Source organism: Gemmatimonadales bacterium (assembly GCA_041390145.1).
Taxonomy (GTDB): Bacteria; Gemmatimonadota; Gemmatimonadetes; order Gemmatimonadales; family GWC2-71-9; genus SPDF01.
Window position 1 is genome coordinate 383,259 of record JAWKQM010000002.1, and the last position, 17,761, is coordinate 401,019.

Consider the following 17,761-nt stretch of genomic DNA (forward strand, 5'->3'; position numbering starts at 1 on the left):
GGACATTATTGGTACGCTTCCCTACCGAAACCACGTGGCGCCCAACGACACGACCACCACGACGTGAATGACGACCGCCACCAGCGCCGTGATGGCCAGGGGGCGGTGGGCCACGTGCCAGAACCGGAGGATGTTCTGCGTCGCACCGAGCATACGCGCCTGCTGCACCAGGGCCATTTCACGGTTCGCGAGGCGAAGGACTTCCTTCAGCACGGCCGCGTCGCTGCGCCGCTGCATCGGCCGGCGGAGCTTGATCTGGTGGCGCAGGCTGGCGGCCGCGCGCCGTCGACTGAGGTCGTCGGCAACCATCCGCCGCATCGTCTGCCACAAGCCGAGGCCTGCCGTCGGCGCCGGGTCGGGAGCCAGGACCGCCTCGACCTCCTTCACCTCAAGTCCCGAGAGCCCGGCGATGTCATCGAGCAGCTGTTGACGTTGCGCGGCGATTTCCTCGATGGTCAGTTCCACGCCGGCTTGGCTGCGCGGAATCCGCGCGTAGATGTAGCGCCCGACGATGCCGCTCAACCAGACGATCATCATCGACCAGAACCCGAGCCCAATGACCCCGCCGAACTGCCAGGTGGCGTGCGCCGCCACCAGGAGGGGCAGGCCGAGCGCGGCCAGCGCGTGTACGTTCAACCACTTGGAGATGGCGCCGGTGAAGGCGAGCCACCGGAACTTTTTCCGAAGCGGATACAGCCAGAGGAAGAGAAAAATCAGGAGCGCCACGACGCCGGCGGTCTGGCCCAGATACCCTGACGGACGCAGCCAGGCATGGAGTGGGTCCCGGACCTGTTCGGCGCGCGGCAGCAGGTAGTACCGCATGCCGAAGAGATTGAGCGCGACGAGGACGACACCAAAGACCAGCGCGGCGATCGTGGCCGGCGATTGTTTCGGCTTCGAGACAGGCCGGCGTGGCACGTGGACTCGCGCGGCTGGCGCCCCGGCCGCGGGGGCGGCAGGACGGCGTTCCGCCGAGGTGGCGGCCCGAGGGGATGGAGCCAGATTCGAAGAAGGCATCGAGCTTTCGTTAGTGTGGTTGACGGCCAATCTGCTCCCCCCAACCCCCGCTTGGCGGAAGTGGCATGGTGGAGATGCGCTTGGAAGGGCCGTAAGACTACGGAGCCCCATTCCGCAAGGATCCTACCCGGAAATGGGAACTATGAAGAAATGGCGCAAGATATTACTGTATATGGTGTTAGCTGGGAAACGACGAAGTCCGACATCGGGCGACCTGAAACGATTCATTACAATTGCATCGGCGTGTTTCAAGGGAGACAAGCGAACCGCGGTACCGCGGAGCTGGCCGAGGCTCCAACCCCAGAGAATGCCCTGGAGCGACCCCGGCAACGGCGCAGACGGTGCGTAGAATGGCCAAGACAGATGCCCTTCGTTGGTCGAGCGTGACGTACCTCACGTGCAGTCCGCCCGGGCCGTTTGCACCTTGCATCGCCGATCCACCCCCACTGCCTGAGTGACAATGGACCTGCTGATCTACGCCATTTTCGGCCTGTTCCTCGTCGGTCCGCTGGTGATCCATATCCGGAAGACCCGGCGCCGGGAGCACGCGGCGCTCGCGGCCGCCGAACGCGGCAAGCTCCATTCGAGCGGGCCGCGGGCGCAGCATCCCCACATCGACGTGTCCCACTGCATCGGTTGCGGCGCCTGTGTGGACGTCTGCCCGGAGGGAAACGTCCTGGCGGTAATCGCGGGAAAGGCCGCCATCATCAACGGACACAAGTGCATCGGTCACAGTGTCTGCGCCGAGGTCTGTCCGGTGGGTGCCATCGAGATTGTGATGGCCGATCCGAGTATCAGCGCCGATATGCCAAGGCTCTCGCGCGAGTACGAGACCAACATCCCCGGCCTCTTCATCATCGGTGAACTCGGGGGACTGGCCCTGATCAAGAACGCGGTGAACCAGGGTCGCGAATGCATGGACACGATCGCTCGCCGGGTCGCCTCGCAACCCAGCACGCCGGACATCCTCGATGTATGCATCGTCGGTGCAGGCCCCGGCGGTCTGAGCGCCTCGCTGCGCGCCGTGGAACGCGCGCTCAGCTACGTGACCCTTGAGCAGGAGGAAGTCGGGGGCACCGTCGCCAAGTACCCCAGGCAAAAGCTGGTCATGACGAGCCCGGTGGAGTTCCCACTCCACGGCAGGTTCAAGAAGTTGGAAATCTCGAAGGAGGAATTGCTCGCGTTCTGGGCTTCCGTCATCGCGCGGGGTGATCTCACGGTCCGGACCGGGGAGAAGGTGCAGGCCATCGACCAGGAGGCCGACGGCACGTTTCGCATCACCAGCACGGGCGGCACCTTCCGGGCTCGCCACGTCGTGCTGGCGCTGGGTCGGCGGGGCACCCCCCGAAAGCTCAACATCCCGGGGGAGGAGTTGCCGAAGGTGATGTACAGCCTCATCGAGGCGGACGCCTATGTCGACGCGAAGATCCTCGTGGTCGGCGGCGGCGACAGCGCCGTCGAGGCGGCGCTTGGCCTGGCATACCAAAAAGGCAACCAGGTCACGCTCTCGTACCGGAAGGCGGAGTTCAGCCGGATCAAGGAGCGGAACGCGCAGAAGCTGCAGGAGGCGATCAAGGGGAAGAAGATTCGAGTGCTGTTTGAATCCCAGCCAACGGAGGTCCGGGAGAAATCGGTGCTCATCGCTGTTGGCGACAGTGTCACGGAGCTTCAGAACGACTGGATGTGGGTCTTCGCGGGAGGGGAGCCGCCCAACGCATTCCTGAAGAAGGTCGGGGTGGCCATGGGCGACCAGGACATGACGGCGGCGGCCGGTGAGGAAGCGCGCCTCGCGCTGGCGCATTCGCCGGCGGCTGCGGATATTCAATAATACCTGTCGCTACGGAGCCTGCATGTCCGCCACGCCCGTCACCGTTGTCATCATCTACCGCGCTCAGCCCGGCAAGGGCACGGCCGCCCGGGCGGCGCTCGGTTCCCTGATCTCGACGGTGCTCGCCGAGGAGCCCGACTGCCTCGGGATCACTACCCTGCAGGACGTGGGCGACGAGACGAGGTTCCTGCTATATGAACGCTGGACCTCGCAGGCCGCCTATACCGGCCCGCACATGCAGACTCCGCACATTCAGGCCTTCATCCAGGGCGCCGCGGCCATCTTTGCCGGTCCGCCTGACATCACCTTCTGGAACGACGTCTCGGAAGCCTGAGCCCGGAGCACTTCAGGCGCGATTGGTGTCGTACAGTCCGGAGGAATGGCACATGTACGAATCACGCAGGGATCGCCCGCTGCCCATTCGCAAGTTTATCGCGCGGCTCGCCAGGCACTTCGGCGCCGTGCTGGTGCTCCTGGCGGTGTCCCTCGCGATCGGTATGGCGGGCTACAGTTACTTTGAGCAACTCCCGTGGCGAGACGCGTTCCTCAATTCTGCGATGCTGTTGGGAGGCATGGGGCCGGTAAACGCACCCCGGACGGACGCGGGGAAACTCTTCGCTGGGTTCTATGCCCTCTTTGCCGGCCTCGTCTTCATTTTTTCGGCCGGCATCCTGCTCGCGCCGCTGCTGCACCGGCTCTTTCATACACTCCACTGGGATCGATAGCCGGCGGCTTCGTTCCCCTGTGAGCGGGAGGACCTGCGATGCTCCGTCGTTTCCTCGTGCCCGTCGCCGCGCTTCTCCTCGCCGTCGGTGTGGGTACCGGCACCGCGCAGGACAGGGCGCCCGCACACGAGGCGGACGTCCGTTCAATCGACAGCATCATCACCGCCCTCTATGCCGTCATCAGCGGCCCAATCGGCGAGCCACGACAGTGGGATCGATTCCATTCGTTGATGCATCCCGACGCCCGGCTGATACCCACTGGCTGTGACACCGCCGGCGCGTGCAGGCTCCGGATCATGACGCCGGCGGAGTATCAGTCGCGGGCGGACTCGTTCCTGGTGGCCAGCGGGTTCACCGAGCGTGAGTTGCACAGGACCGTCGAGCGCTATGGCGCCATCGCGCACGCCTTCAGTTCGTATGCAAGCTTCCGGGGGACGGAACCCACCCCGTTCGCGCGCGGCATCAATTCGATTCAGTTGTTCTGGGATGGGACGCGCTGGTGGGTCCTGTCGGTCTTCTGGGACGCCGAGCGCCCTTCGAACCCCCTGCCATCGTCCTTTGAATAGAGGGCACGCCATGCGTGTAAAGGTCTTCAATCGCGCGGGCCAACTGGTCGGTCCGGTCGAGTCGGCGCGGATCACCAAGTCCGACGCCGAATGGCAGGCGCAGCTCACGCCAGCCCAGTATCGGATCGCGCGCGGCAAGGGGACCGAAGCCCCCCACTGCGGCACCCTCCTCGACAATAAGCGGGCCGGCGTCTACACCTGCATCTGTTGCGGGCTGCCGCTCTTCGCTTCCGATCACAAGTTCGACTCGGGCACCGGCTGGCCCAGCTTCTTCCATCCAATCGCCGAGGAGAATGTGACCACCGAGGACGACCGCGCCTTCGGGATGCGCCGGACCGAGATTCTCTGCGCCCGCTGCGGTGCCCACCTCGGCCATGTCTTCGAAGACGGGCCTCGCCCCAGCGGACTCCGCTACTGCGTGAATTCGGAGTCCCTGACGTTCACCGATGCGGCCGACGTCGCCGCGCTGGCCGACCCGGCGGCAGGCTGAGCGATGGGCACACGTGACCCCCGAGTCAGCGCCTACATCCGGGACGCCGCACCCTTTGCCCGGCCGATCCTGACGCACATTCGGAAGGTGGTGCACACGGCCTGCCCCGACGTTGAGGAAACCGTGAAGTGGGGGATGCCGATGTTTACCTATCACGGCATCCTCTGCTTCATGGCCGGCTTCAAGCAGCACGTCGGTCTCGGGTTCTGGAAGGGGGGGCAGGTCGTGGGGGCCAGCGACGACAAGACCGGCTCCGCCATGGGGCAGTTCGGACGCCTGACCGAGGTCGGCCAACTGCCGTCGAAGCGGGTCCTGACGCGATACGTGCGCACGGCAATGCGGATCAACGAATCGGGGGAGCGCAAGCCGGTGAAGAAGGCGGCACGACAGCCCAAACCGGCGCCGCAAACCCCTGCCGACCTCCGCGCCGAAATTGAGAGGAGCGCCAAGGCAAAGGCGGCTTGGGCGCACGCGAGCCCCAGTCACCGCAGGGAGTACACCGATTGGATCGCCGAGGCGAAACGCCCCGAGACCCGTGCCAGACGGATCGCCACCACCGTCGAGTGGCTGACGGAAGGCAAGTCACGGAACTGGAAGTACGAGAAACGACCTGGCCCGTGACATCTGGACGCGCCCACCTCGAGCCCGTACTTTCTGTCACACGATGACACCACCACCGGTACCGTCACCCGCCTCACCGGCCGCCGTTGCCCGCGTCTTGTACATGAGCCTGGGCGTGAGCGCTTGCGGGCTTGCCGTCCTTGCCTGGGTGTTCCGCGGCTCGCTCGCGATCCCGGACGGAACCGGGGGCGCTGTCACCTTCGCCGCCTATGCGCTGGCAGCGTCGGGGCTCCTCGCCGGCCTGGCATTTCGACGCCTGATCCCGGAGCGCGCCGCCGCGCAGGATGCGGACACCTGGTGGCGCCGGCACCTCCCCAAGGCGGTGGCGGTGTGGGCCATCGGCGAGGGCACGGTACTGGTGGGCGCGCTGGTGCTCGTGGTGGACGGCCAGGCGATCGCCGCCTTCGCCGTTATCCTTGCCGGCTTCGGCGTCCTGCTCGCCACGACTCCTGGACGACTGGCTCCCTAGCGCTGGCGTCTCCCGCCACCGCATCCCTCTACGCACCGGATTCTCATGCCTCCCCGCTCATACGATTTCCTGACCCGACTTCTCGACGCTCCCGGCCCCTCCGGATTCGAAGCCGCTCCCGCCCGGCTCTGGCGTACCGAGGCGGCCGACTTTGCCGACGACGTCCGCAGCGATGTGCACGGGAACTGTTATGCCACCGTCAACGGGACCGGGTCACCGCGGGTCATGTTTGCCGGCCACCTTGATGAGATCGGGCTGATGGTCGTGCACGTCGACGACGACGGTTTCCTCTCCTTCGCGGGGATCGGCGGGTGGGACTCACAGGTCTTCGTCGGGCAACGGGTCACTCTGCTCGGCCACGCCGGGCCGGTGGAGGGTGTCATCGGCAAGAAGGCCATCCACCTGATGGAAAAGGACGACCGGGAGAAGGTCTCGAAAGTTGAAGATCTCTGGGTCGACATCGGCGCGAAGAACCGGAAGGAAGCGCTGACGCGCGTGAAGGTGGGCGATCCCGGCGTGCTGACCTCGACCGTATTGCGGCTGCCGAACGGGCGCCTGTCCAGCCGTTCGCTCGACAATCGCATCGGCGCCTACGTGGTGCTTGAGGCGCTGCGATTGCTGGCCGGCAAGAAGCTCGCGGCCAAGGTCACGGCGGTGGGAACAACGCAGGAGGAAATCGGCTACACGGGTGGCGGAGCGCGGACCAGCGCGACGGAGCTCGACGCGCAGGTGGCGATCGTGGTGGACGTGACCCACGCCACCGACTATCCCGGCATCGACAAGCGACGTCATGGGGACTACAAACTTGGCGGGGGGCCGGTGCTCAGCCGTGGCAGCGCGGTCAATGCCGCCGTGTTCGATCGGCTGGTGGCGGCGGCGGAGAAGGAGAAGATCCCGTATTCGGTCGAGGCGGCGCCGCGGATGACCAGCACCGATGCGGACAACATCTTCACCGCGGCGCGCGGCGTGGCGACCGGGCTGGTCAGTGTCCCGCTGCGCTACATGCACAGTCCGAACGAACTGGTGCAGCTGGAGGATCTCGACCGCGCCGCCCGCCTGCTCGCGGCCTTCGCTCGCTCGGTCAAGCCCAACACGACGTTCGCACCGCAGTAGCGCGGAGCACGGTCAACCGCCGGACAGCCCTCGCTGTGCGGCGGCGCGGACGGCCTCGTCGCTGTCGCTCAGGAGATCTTGCATCGCCCCGACGGCGGCCGGCCCGCCGGCACGGGCCAGCCCTTCGATGGCGGCCAGACGTGCCGCTGCGGGCTTCCGGGCAAGCAGACCCTTGGCCGGTGCCGCGGCCGCCTGCAGCACCTTCACCGCATCCGCCGTCCCCACCCGCCCGAGCGCCAGGTGCATCTCGCGCAGCACGTCGGCGTGGCCTTCCTCCGGAAGACGGACCGCGATCGACATCACCAGTCCCCGTGCCCACTCCCCGTCAATCCCCTGGGCGGCCTGCAGCCGGACCATGGGCTCCGCGTCGTTCAGCAGCTGCCGGAGCGGCTCGTTGGTTTCGGTCGACCTGATCTTGCAGAGCGCGCCGGCCACGGCGCGCCGCACGCGCTCATCGCGGTGACCCGCCTGCTCCGTCAGGGGCCGCACGGCGCTGGTCAGGCGCAATTCGCCACAGAGTTCCGCCACGTTCCTCACGACGAACCAATCAGGATGGTGCAGGCGGTGGATGATGCGGTCGGTGCCGGTCTCCATCTTGGTGAGGACCGTGAAGTACCCGCGGCGCTCGGAGAGTGTCGGCGCCGCTGTCAGCAGCTCAAGGAGCGCCTCGACCGCGTCGGCGTCCATGCGCTTCAGGATGGCTGTGGCCTCGACCCGCCGGCCATCGGAGAGTGCGGCGCGAGCAATGTGCTGGAGCGCGGACTTCGGCAGCACCCGCCGCAGCGTCACGGAATAGCGCCTCCGCCGGCTCTCGTCGGCTTCCTGCGCTTCGAGGTGCAGCAGCTCCGTCGCCAGGCCCAGCAGTTCCTCCCACTCTTCGCGGCGGTACGCCAGGTCCGCCTTGACCTCGATGTCGCGCAACGGGTCGTAGCCCGGTTGATCGCGCCGGACCCGCACGCCCGGGTCGGCCAACGACGCGAGGAGTTCCGGTGGTGGTGGCGGGATGGGTGCCGAGGAGGCGCCAATTGGCGCGCTGAGGTTGTCGAGCGTCCGCGTGTCACTCGATTTGGGGAGTTGACGCGGCCCGTCGATCTGGATGGCCAGCGCCGCCTCGACCGGAAGCCGCTTGACGAACGATTCGACCGTGGCCTCGCCGATCGGCTCGGTCGCGAGCAACCGCACCACGGCGAGGAGGTCCGCCGGGCGGACGCCGGACGGCACCCGGATGCTGCCGATGCCATGCGTGTGGAACCGAATCCGGACCTCGCCGCCGCCCGGAAGCCCGTGCGGCAACGCGGTCCCGTCGATGATCATCCCTTTCACGTCGATGGAGATCGCCGCGCCGTCGGGCTCCAACACCGCGTACAGGTCGCGAAAACCGGACTTGAGCTGGTCGCGGTCGTTCGGGCTGTATTGGAGCAGCTCAAGCATCCGCGCCAGCGCGGCCACGATCGAAGAGGGTGCGGTCATGCCTCAAGCGTCCCGGTCTTGGGGTGAGAAGTCAAGAGCGGCGCCAGCGCCGCGGCTGTGGGCCGCACGCCATCCAGCCCGAGTCGGCGCGCCAACTCCAGCAGCGGCGGGGCCGGAAAGTCCGGATGACGCCCGAGCAGCTCCGGCAGCGGGACATCCTGAGCCACTCCCCTGTCCATCAGCACAATCCCCCGATCGAGCACGGCTGCCGCAAAGTCCATATCGTGCGTCACGGCCAGGATGGCGGTGCCAGCCGTGCGCCGTGCCAGCACAATCTCGGCCACCCGAGCCCGTGCGGCGCGATCGAGACCTGCTGTCGGCTCATCGAGAAGCAGCAGCTGTGGCCCGGCGATGAGCGCGGCCGCGAGCGCCACCAGCCGCCGGGTTGGCTGCGGAAGGTCGTAGGGGTGGTGCGCCGCGAGCGCTGCGAGCCCCAATTCTTCGAGCATCGTCTCGACGGCCATGTGAACGTGCGCCGCCGACCACCCGAGCCGCTCCGGGCCAAAGGCGACCTCGGCGTGCACGGTGCGGGCAAAGAGTTGGGCCTCGGGATGCTGGAAGAGATAGCCCACCGCCCCGGCGAGATCCTCCGGCTGGTGGCCTGTTGTGTCCCGCCCGACCGTGATGACGCGCCCGGCATCGGGATGCAGTAACGCCATGGCGAGCCGGGTGAGTGTCGTCTTGCCGGCGCCGTTGGCGCCGAGCAGCGCCACCCCCTCACCGGCGTTCACTTGGAGCGACACCCTCTCCAGCACGGAGTGCGTTCCATAGGCGAAGCCCACCTGCTCCATCACCAGGGGGATCACCGCGCCCACCGAGCCACCCCCTCGTCCACCGTCAGCGGGTACGGCGCGACCGACCCTACAGCGCGCGCCAACCCTGCAATGGCGGTCGACGCCGCCCCGGCGCTCCACACCTGGTCCCCCTCGAGGATCCCCCGCGGCGGACCGTCGAGCGCCGGGCGGCCATGCGCAAAGACAATCAGCTGATCCGCCACCGCGAGCAGTCCGTCGGCGTCCTCGCTCGCGATCACCACCGCCGCCCCCCGTGTGGCCTCTCGGCGCATCATGCCGTGTACCAGCGCCCGGCCGGCGGCGTCGAGCGCTGAGGTCGGTTCATCGAGCAACCAGAGCTCCGGCTCGAGCACCAGCATCGCCGCGATCACGGTGCGCTGCATCTCGCCGCCCGACAACGTGCCTGGGTCCCGGTCGGCCAGATGCGTGACGTGGAGCGCGTCCATCGCATCGGTGACGCGCGACTGGATCCGTGCCCGGGGCCACCCCAGATTCGCCGGCGCGAACGCGACCTCCTGCGCCACGGTTTCCGCGATGCCGGAGAGCTGTGTGGCCGGTGAGGAAAGGACAAGCGCCACCCGACCGCCGAGCGCTGCGCGAGACGAGGGACGGGCGGGGTCTTCGCCGAGGGTACGGACCACGCCGGTCCGATCGCCGCCCGTGTGCCCCGGCGCCAGCCCGGCCGCCACCAGCAGCGCCGTGCTGGTCCCGGCCCCCAACGCGCCAGTCAGCCACGTGACCCGCCCTGCCTCGGCGCGCAATGAACAGTCGTGCAGTGCCGGCGCGGGCGAACCGGGATACGTGAAGCCGGCACCTTGAAAGTGCAGCGCGCTCACCGGAGCACCCGCCAAACCACCGCAGCCACCGCGAGCCCGCTTGCGAGCCACCGCACCACCCGATCGCGCGCGCGATCCTCCGGCGGATCGAGCGGCGTCCGGCATGTCACGCCGCTGGCACACCGGCTCTCGAGCGCGAACCCCCGTTCATCAACCTCCGCAAGCGCGCCAAGCAAGAGTGGGAAGGTGACCGGCCCGACGGCGCGAACCCGGTTGAGCACGCTTCCGCGCAGCCGAAGCCCCCGGCTCCGCTGCGCCTCGAGGATGGCGAGCGCCCGCGCGCGGAAGCGCGGCAGGGCGAGCAGGGTGGCCACCACCAGGTAGGCCCACGAAAACGACCAGCCGCGCTCGGCAACCGCATCCACGAACCTTGCCGGTGAGAACGCGGCATAGAGCGCGAGCGAGGCGGTGGCGATGGCGCCAAGACGGCATGCCTGCGTGACCGCCAGCGCCAGGCCGTCGCGCGAGAGCGAGAGGCCCAGCACCGTCACCTGATCGCCCTTGCCAAGCACTCCGTGCAACAGAAAGAGGAAGAGCCACAGCGGCGCGAGTGGCAACAGCGCGCGAAGCGCGGCTCGCCCGGCGCCGGCGGCCACGACCGCCAGCACCGTCGCGGCGTAGAGTGCCGCGGCCGTCCGAGGACCCGGCGCCGCCACGGCCAGAACCGCCACGCAGAGGGTGAGCACCAGCGGGGTGAATGGATGGAGGCGGCCAGCCCCCGTCCCGGATATTGGCGTCACCGCCCGATGGCTCGTGCGGCCCGGGGGAAGCGTCCAATCATCCGGTTGGGCAACGACCGCACCAGGGAGCCGACGACCAGAAAGGCGACCGCCTTGTCCGCCAGGTCGAGCGCCAGGCTCGAAGCGGTGACGGCCACCGGGAGTGAGAGGCCGAGCTGCCGGAGGATCGTGACCACCGCGGTGGTTCCCGTGGCGGTGACCCCCTTGAACAGCACATAGCTGATGATGGAGGAGAGCACGCCGGCCACGGCACCGGTCAGGACACCCCACGCGATGCTCCGGCCGGCGGACCGAAACCCGGCCTGCGAGGCGGCGACCCCCGCCAGCACGGCAATCACCACCTGAATGAGGCCGAATGGGATCCACTGGTAGCCGTTGATGAGCCCGAACAGCACCTGTCCAATGACGCCGGCCAGGATTCCGACGGCAGGGCCGGCCAGGACCGTGGCGAGAATCGTCCCGATCGAGTCGAGGTAGAGCGGCAGCCCCATCGCGTTGACGAGCCCGCCGATGACCAGGTTGATGGCGATCGCGGCAGGGAGCAGGGCCAGGAGACGGGCGTTCACGGGACTCCTGAGGTGAGAGGCGGAGACGGGCGCAACTTGGGTCGGGCGCTCTCCGGGGTTAGAATCTTAGGTGTTCGATCACCCCCGGCAACCCTGCCGGTATTCAACCTTCGAGCCTCCCGTGACCCGCCAAATTGTTCGGTACTCCCTCGGTGTCCTCTTCGGCGTGCTCCTGGCCTCCCCTTTGGCCGCCCAGACCGCCGCTCCTTCCCTCGACCAAGCCGCCACGCGCGCCCAGACCGACGTCAAGGTCCTCGCGGCCGACGAACTCGGCGGCCGCCTGACCGGCACCGCCGGCGCCGACTCGGCCGCGGCCTACGTCGCGCGGCGCTTTGCGCAAATCGGGCTGCAGCCAGCCCCCGGCGGGTGGTTTCAGCCCTTCACGGTTTCCAAGGACGCCCCAGCCGTCCAACACGCGAACCTTGGCGAACTGCACGGGAAGAATGTCATCGGCATCATTCCCGGACGCGACCCTGCGCTCCGGAATGAGACCGTCATCATCGGCGCCCACTACGATCACCTGGGGCTCGGTGGCTTCGGCTCCCTCGATCCCGACAGCACCGGCCGGGTCCACAATGGCGCGGACGACAACGCCTCCGGTACGGCTGCACTGTTTACCATCGCGACGATCCTGCAGGCGGCACCGACGGCCCGGACGATCGTGTTCATCGCCTTCAGCGGTGAGGAGCTCGGGCTCCTCGGCTCTGACTACTACGTCAAGCATCCGATCTACCCGCTCAGCGCCACCGAGGCGATGATCAATCTCGACATGGTGGGCCGGCTCAAGAACGACAAGCTCATCGTCTACGGCACGGGCACCGCCACCGAATTCCCCGCGCTGCTCGACTCGCTCAACTGGCACGCCAAGTTTGACCTCCGCCCACAACCGGAGGGGTACGGCCCGAGCGACCAGACCTCGTTCTATGCGGCCAAGATCCCCGTCCTTCACTACTTCTCCGACCTCCACGGCGACTACCACCGGAGCACCGACGACTGGGACAAGATCAACGCCCAGGGGCTGGTGCGGATTGCGGACTTCGCGGCCGCAATGGCGACGACGCTCGGCAACCGGCCGTCGCGCCTGACCTTCGTCGATGTCCCGCCGCCGGCCCCCAAGGGCGGCGCCGCCGCCACGTCCGGCTACGGCGCATATCTCGGCACGGTGCCGGACATGGCCTCCGGCGAGAGCGGGGGCGTGCTGATCACCGGTGTGTCGAAGGGCAGCCCCGCCGAAGTGGGAGGAATGAAGGGTGGCGACAAGATCATCAAGATTGGCGACTATGACGTCGCCGACCTGGCGGGGATGACCGATGCGCTCCGTGCCTACCGGCCAGGCGACAAGGTCGTCATCGTGGTGGTGCGCGACGGGAAGACCATGGGCCTGGATGTGACGCTGGGCAAGCGCGGCGGATGAGCGGGCCGGTGCTGGATGCCGATCGCGTCGTCGCCGCGCTCCGCGGCGCGTTTACGCACGATGTCGGCCGCCAGGGCCTGCTCCAACTCGCCGCCGACCGGATTCGCGAGGCGGGTCCGCCGTACACCTCGGTCTACCTCTACATGCTCCACGGCTCGGAGTTGGTGCTCGAGGCGTGGAGCGGCCGGGCCACCGACCATACCCGCATCGCCGTCGGAACCGGCGTCTGCGGCACCGCGGTGGCCACCGGGCAGGACCAGAACGTCGGTGATGTGCAGGCCGTCGGGAACTACCTCGCCTGCAATCTGGACACCCGCTCGGAACTTGTCGTGTTGATCCGGCGTGGGGCGGCCATCCTCGGGCAGATCGATATCGACAGCGACGTCCCCGACCCCTTCACCCCGGCGGAAGAAGCAGCCGTCCGCCAGGTGGCGGACGCCCTCGCCGTCCTGCTGTGAGAGCCTGGTCCTCTTCCCGCTTCTCCGTCGCGCTCCCCGCAGGACACCGTTTCCCAATCGCCAAGTACCAGGCGGTCCGCGACGGCGTGGTCGCGCGGGGCCTCCTCCCGGCCGACGCCATCCACGAGCCTGAGCGGGTCGAGCGAACGGCGCTGGTGCTGGTCCATACCTCTGAATACGTGGCATCGATCGAAGACGGAACGCTGCCGGAATCCGCCGTGCGCCGCCTCGGTTTTCCCTGGGGTCCTGGCCTCCGCGAGCGATCGTTCCGCACCGTGCAGGGCACCGTTGAGGCCGCCCGCGACGCGCTCGCAACGGGCGCCGGGATCAATCTGGCGGGTGGGACGCACCACGCCTTTGCCGAGCGAGGCGAGGGGTTCTGCGTCTTCAACGACGTCGCCGTGGCCACGAGGGTCCTCCAGCGCGAGGGGCAGCTCCGCCGTGTGGCGGTGATCGATCTCGATGTGCACCAGGGCAACGGTACTGCCCGGATTTTCGAGGGCGACGAGGACGTCCACACCTTTTCAATGCACGGCGAGCGCAACTACCCCTTTCATCGTGAACAGAGCCGGCTCGACGTGGAGTTGCCCGATGGCGCCGGGGACGACAGCTACCTCGCCACCCTCGACCGGCATCTGGACGAGGTGCTGGATGAGGCGGCCCCCGAACTCGTCTTCTACCTGGCCGGTGCCGATCCCTTTGCGGGTGACCGATTCGGTCGGCTCGGCCTCTCCGTGGATGGGCTTCGGGCGCGGGATCGCCGCGTCTTCGACGCCTGCGCGCGGCGCGGTCTGCCGGTCGCCGTCACCCTGGCCGGCGGCTACGCCGAGCGCATGGAAGACATCGTGACCATCCATGCCAATACGGTGGAGGAACTGCGTGCCGCATTCGGTTGAGACCTGCATGCGCGATGTGCGCGGCATAACCCTCTTCGAACGACGGGTGGGCAGTGGGCCGGCCACCATCGTCCTGCATGGCGGACCGGGCGCGCACCACGATTACCTCCTTCCGGGCTTCGACGCGCTGGCCACCGGTCGCACGCTGATCTACTACGATCAACGCGGCGGAGGACGCTCCGCGGTGCCGCGCGAGGTTCCGGTCGGTTGGCGGGAGCAGGTGGCGGACCTCGAAGCGCTTCGGCAGATCTGGGGCTTGGAACGCCTGACCCTGGCCGGATATTCCTGGGGCGGGCTCCTGTCGCTGCTCTACGCAACGGAGCACCCTGATCGGGTGGAACGACTCGCCCTCGTCTCCCCCGCCCCGGCATGGCGGGCGGCCCGGGCGGCGTTTGAGGACCGCTTGTCGGCGCGCACCATGGCCCCGGCGCTGCAGGAGGAGCGTGTCGCCCTCCGGGCCAGCGGCCTGCGCGAGCGTGACCCCGACGCCTATCAGCGTCGAGTATTCGAGCTCTCCGTGGCCGGATATTTCCATGACCCCGCCAAGGTGACCGGACTCACCCCCTTTCGGGTGACCGGTCGCACGCAACAGGAAGTCTGGGACAGCCTCGGCGACTACGACCTGAGGCCAGCCCTGGCCGGCCTGCGCCTCCCCGCCATTGTCCTGCACGGCGACGACGACCCGATTCCCGCGGAGTCCGCCCGGGCCCTCGCCGAGACGATCAACGCGCCGTTCCACCTCCTGGCAAACTGCGGGCATGTGCCCTATGTCGAGGCGTTCGAGGAGTTCCGCCGGCTCCTCGACGGCTTCCTTCCCGCCTGATCGCTGTTGCGCCCCGCACAGGGCGGCAGCATCCTTCCCCCATGACCATCGAGCCGCCGCGCAGCCGCATTGCCCTCGTTATCGGATCCGGCGGCGTCAAGTGCGCCGCGGCGCTCGGCCTTCAACAGGCGCTCCGCGACGAGGGAATCAACATCGACCTGGTGGTGGGGTGCAGCGCGGGCTCCATCTACGCCTCCGCCGCCGCGCTTGGCTGGACGGTCGGCGAAACCATCGACCTGACCATGCGCCTCTGGACCCGGGAGACCACCTCGCGCCCGCGGCGGATCGCGCTCCTCCGCGCCGCCTTCCCACGCCTCTTCGGCTTCTCGACCGATTTCTCCTTTCGCGACGATCGTCTCCTCAACGAACGACTGCAGACCGCATTCGGGGCGCGCACCTTTGGCGACACACAGATTCCCCTCTATATCACCGCCACCCATTTCCACACTGGCCTCCAGGTGGTGCTGTCGGAGGGGCTGCTCTGGGAAGCGATGCGCGCGAGCGTGGCGATCCCGTTTGTCTTTGCCCCGAAGCGCATCGGTACGGATCTCCTGATGGATGGCTTCCTGTCCGACCCATTGCCTGTCAACGTCGCCATCCAGGAGCGAGCCGGCGTGATCCTGGCGATGGGGTTCGAGAGTCCCAGTCTCAGTCGCTTCACCAGTCCGATGCGACTCGGGCTCCAGCTGACAGGCATCATGTCCAACAATCTCCTTCGCTCGCGGTTCGCCTTCCACAACCTCACCCACTTCACCGAGGTGATTCCGATCTTGCCGGAGTTCAAACAGCGGGTGGGCATCTTCGACACGAACAAGATCCCCTATGTCATCGAGGAGGGCCGGCGGGCGGCCATGCCGCATATCCCCTATATCCGCAAGCTGCTGGCGGAGGTGCCGGCGTGAGCGACAAGACCGCCGACGCGCCTGCCCAGATCCTCGTCGTGGATGACGTCGAGATGAACCGCGACCTCCTCGCCCGCCGAGTTCGGCGGCTCGGGCACGAGATCCTGCTGGCGGAGGACGGCGTACAGGCGCTGGAAACGCTGCGGACCCGGCCCGTCGATGTCGTGTTGCTGGACATCATGATGCCGAACCTGAACGGCTACGAAGTGCTGGAGGCGATGGCGGCCGACGAGTTGCTCCGGCAGGTGCCGGTCATCATGATCTCCGCCATCGACGAAAAGGAGAGCATCGCCCGCTGCATTGAACTGGGTGCCGACGACTACCTCCCGAAGCCGTTCGATCCGCTGATCCTGCAGGCGCGCCTCGGCGCCTCGCTCGCCCGCAAGCGTCTGCGCGAGCGGGAGCAGCTCTACCAGAAGAGCCTGGTGCGGGAGCTCGAGATCGGCAGGGAGATCCAGGCGCATTTCCTCCCGGCCAGCCTGCCAGCGATGAACGGCTTCGAGTTCGCCGCACGCCTCCGCTCAGCCAAGCTCGTCGGCGGGGATTTCTATGACCTCTTCCCGCTGGCCGGCGGAAACGAAATGGTGGTGGCGATCGGGGACGTCTGCGACAAGGGCGTCGGCGCCGCCCTGTTCATGGCCCTCTTCCGAAGCCTGCTCCGCGCGCTGGCGGAACAATCCGACGGCGTCCGGTGGAGCGATCGCGGCACGACCCGGGAGCGGCGCCGGGACTCCGGGCCCCGCGCGGCCGCCGTGACGAATCATCTGCTTCGGACCATCACTCTCGTCAACGACTACGTCGCCGGCACCCACGGCAGTTCGAACATGTTCGCCACCGTTTTCTTCGCCATCGTGGACAGCGACACCGGCCTGGTGCAGTACATCAACGCGGGGCAAGAGCCGCCGGTCGTCGTGGGGCCGCACGGCACGCGCGAGCTCCCACCCACGGGCCCGGCGCTCGGCCTGATGCCGGGGCTGCCGTTCACAGTGGCACACACGACGCTCGCCCCAGGCGAATCGCTGGTCGCCTGGACCGATGGTGTCACCGAGGCCAGGACCGACGCAGGCGAAGAGTTGTTTGGGGAAGCACGCGCGTTGGAGACCGTACAGGCAGGAGGGCTCTCAGCCGAGGAGACGCTCGACGGGTTGCTCGCTGCGGTGGACCAGTGGGCCGGCGGGGCCGAGCAGTCGGATGACATCACCCTCCTGGCCGTACGCCGCCTTCCGGGCGAGTCCTAGCCGCCGAAGCTCGCTACCGCGGCATCGACGTCGGGATAGAGTTTAAGGATGCTGGTGAAGCCGCTGAGTTCCAGTACCTTGCGCACGTTGTCCCGCACCGCCGCGAGGCGGACATCGCCGCCGCGGCTTCGGGCGTCCTTGACCACCGCCAGCAAGACGCGGAGACCCGCGCTGCTGGTGTAGTCGACCCCTGCCAGCGACACGACCATCTGGTGCCCCCCCTCCGCCACCTCACCGCCCAGCACCCGGCTCAACTCGGCTGACGTGAGGCCGTCCACGTTTCCATTCACTCCGGCGACGGTCACCTGACCGCGTCGTTCGACTTCGATTTGCATGGCGCCTTGCCCCAGCGTAGTGGTAGGAAGCGATCCGGCAGCCCCGAATCGCTTGATCATCGTCAGTTCGTTGCCGCGCTCACCAAGATCGCGGTGCCGCACCTCGTCCATCAACTTGCCGACCAGGTGCCAGCCCAGCCCGCCGATCCGTCGATCCGCCCATTCGGATCCAAGATCCGGTGCCGGCGCCTGCACGGGAGCGAAGGGTGTGCCCTCGTCCTGCACCGTCAGGGTGAGCGCGCCAGGTTCCACGCGCGCGCGCAGCACCAGCGGGCCCGGCGCCCCCTCGGGATAGGCGTGGTTGATCACGTTGATCAGCACCTCTTCCGCGGCCAGCCGCACGTCGTGCTCCCCCTCGTCACCCGCCCCCGACTCGCGCGCGGCGTGGACCGCCACGTCCAGCAGTCCGGCCAGGGCATCCAGGCGCGCCACCGTGTGCACCACCCGCACAAGTGTCATG

The 17,761-nt window shown here is 67.9% G+C and carries 21 protein-coding genes; 14 read left to right on the top strand and 7 right to left on the bottom strand.

Annotated elements, in window-relative coordinates; translation table 11 throughout:
• Positions 1-21: 21 nt before the first annotated feature.
• Entirely contained in the window at positions 22-918 is an 897-nt protein-coding gene (locus R2910_01725) for a hypothetical protein (GenBank protein MEZ4411690.1), read from the bottom strand.
• 559 nt (positions 919-1,477) lie between these two features.
• Here R2910_01725 and R2910_01730 point away from each other — a divergent pair.
• The 8 genes from R2910_01730 to R2910_01765 all read left to right on the top strand — a co-directional run bounded on the left by R2910_01730 (position 1,478) and on the right by R2910_01765 (position 6,829).
• Positions 1,478-2,845 (top strand): NAD(P)-binding domain-containing protein, encoded by a 1,368-nt coding sequence (locus R2910_01730; protein MEZ4411691.1) that lies wholly within the window; start codon positions 1,478-1,480, stop codon positions 2,843-2,845.
• A 22-nt stretch (positions 2,846-2,867) separates the two neighbouring features.
• Positions 2,868-3,179 (top strand): putative quinol monooxygenase, encoded by a 312-nt coding sequence (locus R2910_01735; GenBank protein ID MEZ4411692.1) that lies wholly within the window; start codon positions 2,868-2,870, stop codon positions 3,177-3,179.
• Between the two features lie 52 nt (positions 3,180-3,231).
• Entirely contained in the window at positions 3,232-3,570 is a 339-nt protein-coding gene (locus tag R2910_01740; protein ID MEZ4411693.1) for a hypothetical protein, read from the top strand.
• Positions 3,571-3,608: 38 nt separating this feature from the next.
• Positions 3,609-4,136 carry a hypothetical protein gene (locus tag R2910_01745; GenBank protein MEZ4411694.1) on the top strand — a complete coding sequence of 176 codons (528 nt, stop codon included), beginning with the start codon at positions 3,609-3,611 and terminating at the stop codon, positions 4,134-4,136.
• 10 nt (positions 4,137-4,146) lie between these two features.
• Positions 4,147-4,626, top strand: a complete 480-nt coding sequence (gene msrB, locus R2910_01750; GenBank protein MEZ4411695.1) for a peptide-methionine (R)-S-oxide reductase MsrB — start codon at positions 4,147-4,149, stop codon at positions 4,624-4,626.
• Positions 4,627-4,629: 3 nt separating this feature from the next.
• Positions 4,630-5,247, top strand: a complete 618-nt coding sequence (locus tag R2910_01755) for a YdeI/OmpD-associated family protein (protein ID MEZ4411696.1) — start codon at positions 4,630-4,632, stop codon at positions 5,245-5,247.
• A gap of 115 nt (positions 5,248-5,362) precedes the next feature.
• Complete coding sequence (locus R2910_01760; protein ID MEZ4411697.1) at positions 5,363-5,716, top strand: hypothetical protein; 354 nt, start codon at positions 5,363-5,365, stop codon at positions 5,714-5,716.
• A gap of 45 nt (positions 5,717-5,761) precedes the next feature.
• Positions 5,762-6,829, top strand: a complete 1,068-nt coding sequence (locus R2910_01765; GenBank protein MEZ4411698.1) for a M42 family metallopeptidase — start codon at positions 5,762-5,764, stop codon at positions 6,827-6,829.
• Positions 6,830-6,841: 12 nt separating this feature from the next.
• On the opposite strand, the gene R2910_01770 is transcribed toward R2910_01765, so the two are convergent.
• The 5 genes from R2910_01770 to R2910_01790 are packed head-to-tail and all read right to left on the bottom strand — an operon-like array spanning position 6,842 to position 11,235.
• Entirely contained in the window at positions 6,842-8,299 is a 1,458-nt protein-coding gene (locus R2910_01770) for a HEAT repeat domain-containing protein (GenBank protein MEZ4411699.1), read from the bottom strand.
• Complete coding sequence (locus R2910_01775) at positions 8,296-9,105, bottom strand: ABC transporter ATP-binding protein (GenBank protein ID MEZ4411700.1); 810 nt, start codon at positions 9,103-9,105, stop codon at positions 8,296-8,298. Before R2910_01775 ends, R2910_01770 begins: the two co-directional genes overlap by 4 nt.
• Positions 9,102-9,929, bottom strand: coding sequence for an ABC transporter ATP-binding protein (locus R2910_01780; GenBank protein MEZ4411701.1), 828 nt, complete (start codon positions 9,927-9,929; stop codon positions 9,102-9,104). The genes R2910_01775 and R2910_01780 overlap by 4 nt, the downstream gene beginning before the upstream one ends.
• Positions 9,926-10,669, bottom strand: coding sequence for an energy-coupling factor transporter transmembrane component T (locus R2910_01785; protein MEZ4411702.1), 744 nt, complete (start codon positions 10,667-10,669; stop codon positions 9,926-9,928). The genes R2910_01780 and R2910_01785 overlap by 4 nt, the downstream gene beginning before the upstream one ends.
• Positions 10,666-11,235, bottom strand: coding sequence for an ECF transporter S component (locus R2910_01790; GenBank protein MEZ4411703.1), 570 nt, complete (start codon positions 11,233-11,235; stop codon positions 10,666-10,668). Before R2910_01790 ends, R2910_01785 begins: the two co-directional genes overlap by 4 nt.
• A gap of 121 nt (positions 11,236-11,356) precedes the next feature.
• Here R2910_01790 and R2910_01795 point away from each other — a divergent pair, with 121 nt between their 5' ends.
• Genes R2910_01795 through R2910_01820 form a run of 6 tightly spaced genes read left to right on the top strand, consistent with a single transcriptional unit; the run spans position 11,357 to position 16,966 of the window.
• On the top strand, positions 11,357-12,649 hold the full coding sequence (locus R2910_01795) for a M28 family peptidase (GenBank protein ID MEZ4411704.1): 1,293 nt from the start codon (positions 11,357-11,359) through the stop codon (positions 12,647-12,649).
• Complete coding sequence (locus tag R2910_01800) at positions 12,646-13,107, top strand: GAF domain-containing protein (protein ID MEZ4411705.1); 462 nt, start codon at positions 12,646-12,648, stop codon at positions 13,105-13,107. Before R2910_01795 ends, R2910_01800 begins: the two co-directional genes overlap by 4 nt.
• Positions 13,104-14,003 (top strand): histone deacetylase, encoded by a 900-nt coding sequence (locus R2910_01805; protein ID MEZ4411706.1) that lies wholly within the window; start codon positions 13,104-13,106, stop codon positions 14,001-14,003. Before R2910_01800 ends, R2910_01805 begins: the two co-directional genes overlap by 4 nt.
• Entirely contained in the window at positions 13,987-14,826 is an 840-nt protein-coding gene (locus R2910_01810) for an alpha/beta fold hydrolase (protein ID MEZ4411707.1), read from the top strand. The genes R2910_01805 and R2910_01810 overlap by 17 nt, the downstream gene beginning before the upstream one ends.
• A 41-nt stretch (positions 14,827-14,867) precedes the next feature.
• Positions 14,868-15,728, top strand: a complete 861-nt coding sequence (locus tag R2910_01815; GenBank protein ID MEZ4411708.1) for a patatin-like phospholipase family protein — start codon at positions 14,868-14,870, stop codon at positions 15,726-15,728.
• Entirely contained in the window at positions 15,725-16,966 is a 1,242-nt protein-coding gene (locus tag R2910_01820) for a SpoIIE family protein phosphatase (GenBank protein ID MEZ4411709.1), read from the top strand. The genes R2910_01815 and R2910_01820 overlap by 4 nt, the downstream gene beginning before the upstream one ends.
• Here the strand turns inward: R2910_01820 and R2910_01825 are convergent.
• Positions 16,963-17,760: an anti-sigma factor antagonist gene (locus R2910_01825; protein MEZ4411710.1), complete on the bottom strand. Its 798-nt coding sequence runs from the start codon at positions 17,758-17,760 to the stop codon at positions 16,963-16,965. The genes R2910_01820 and R2910_01825 overlap by 4 nt on opposite strands.
• Position 17,761: the final 1 nt, after the last annotated feature.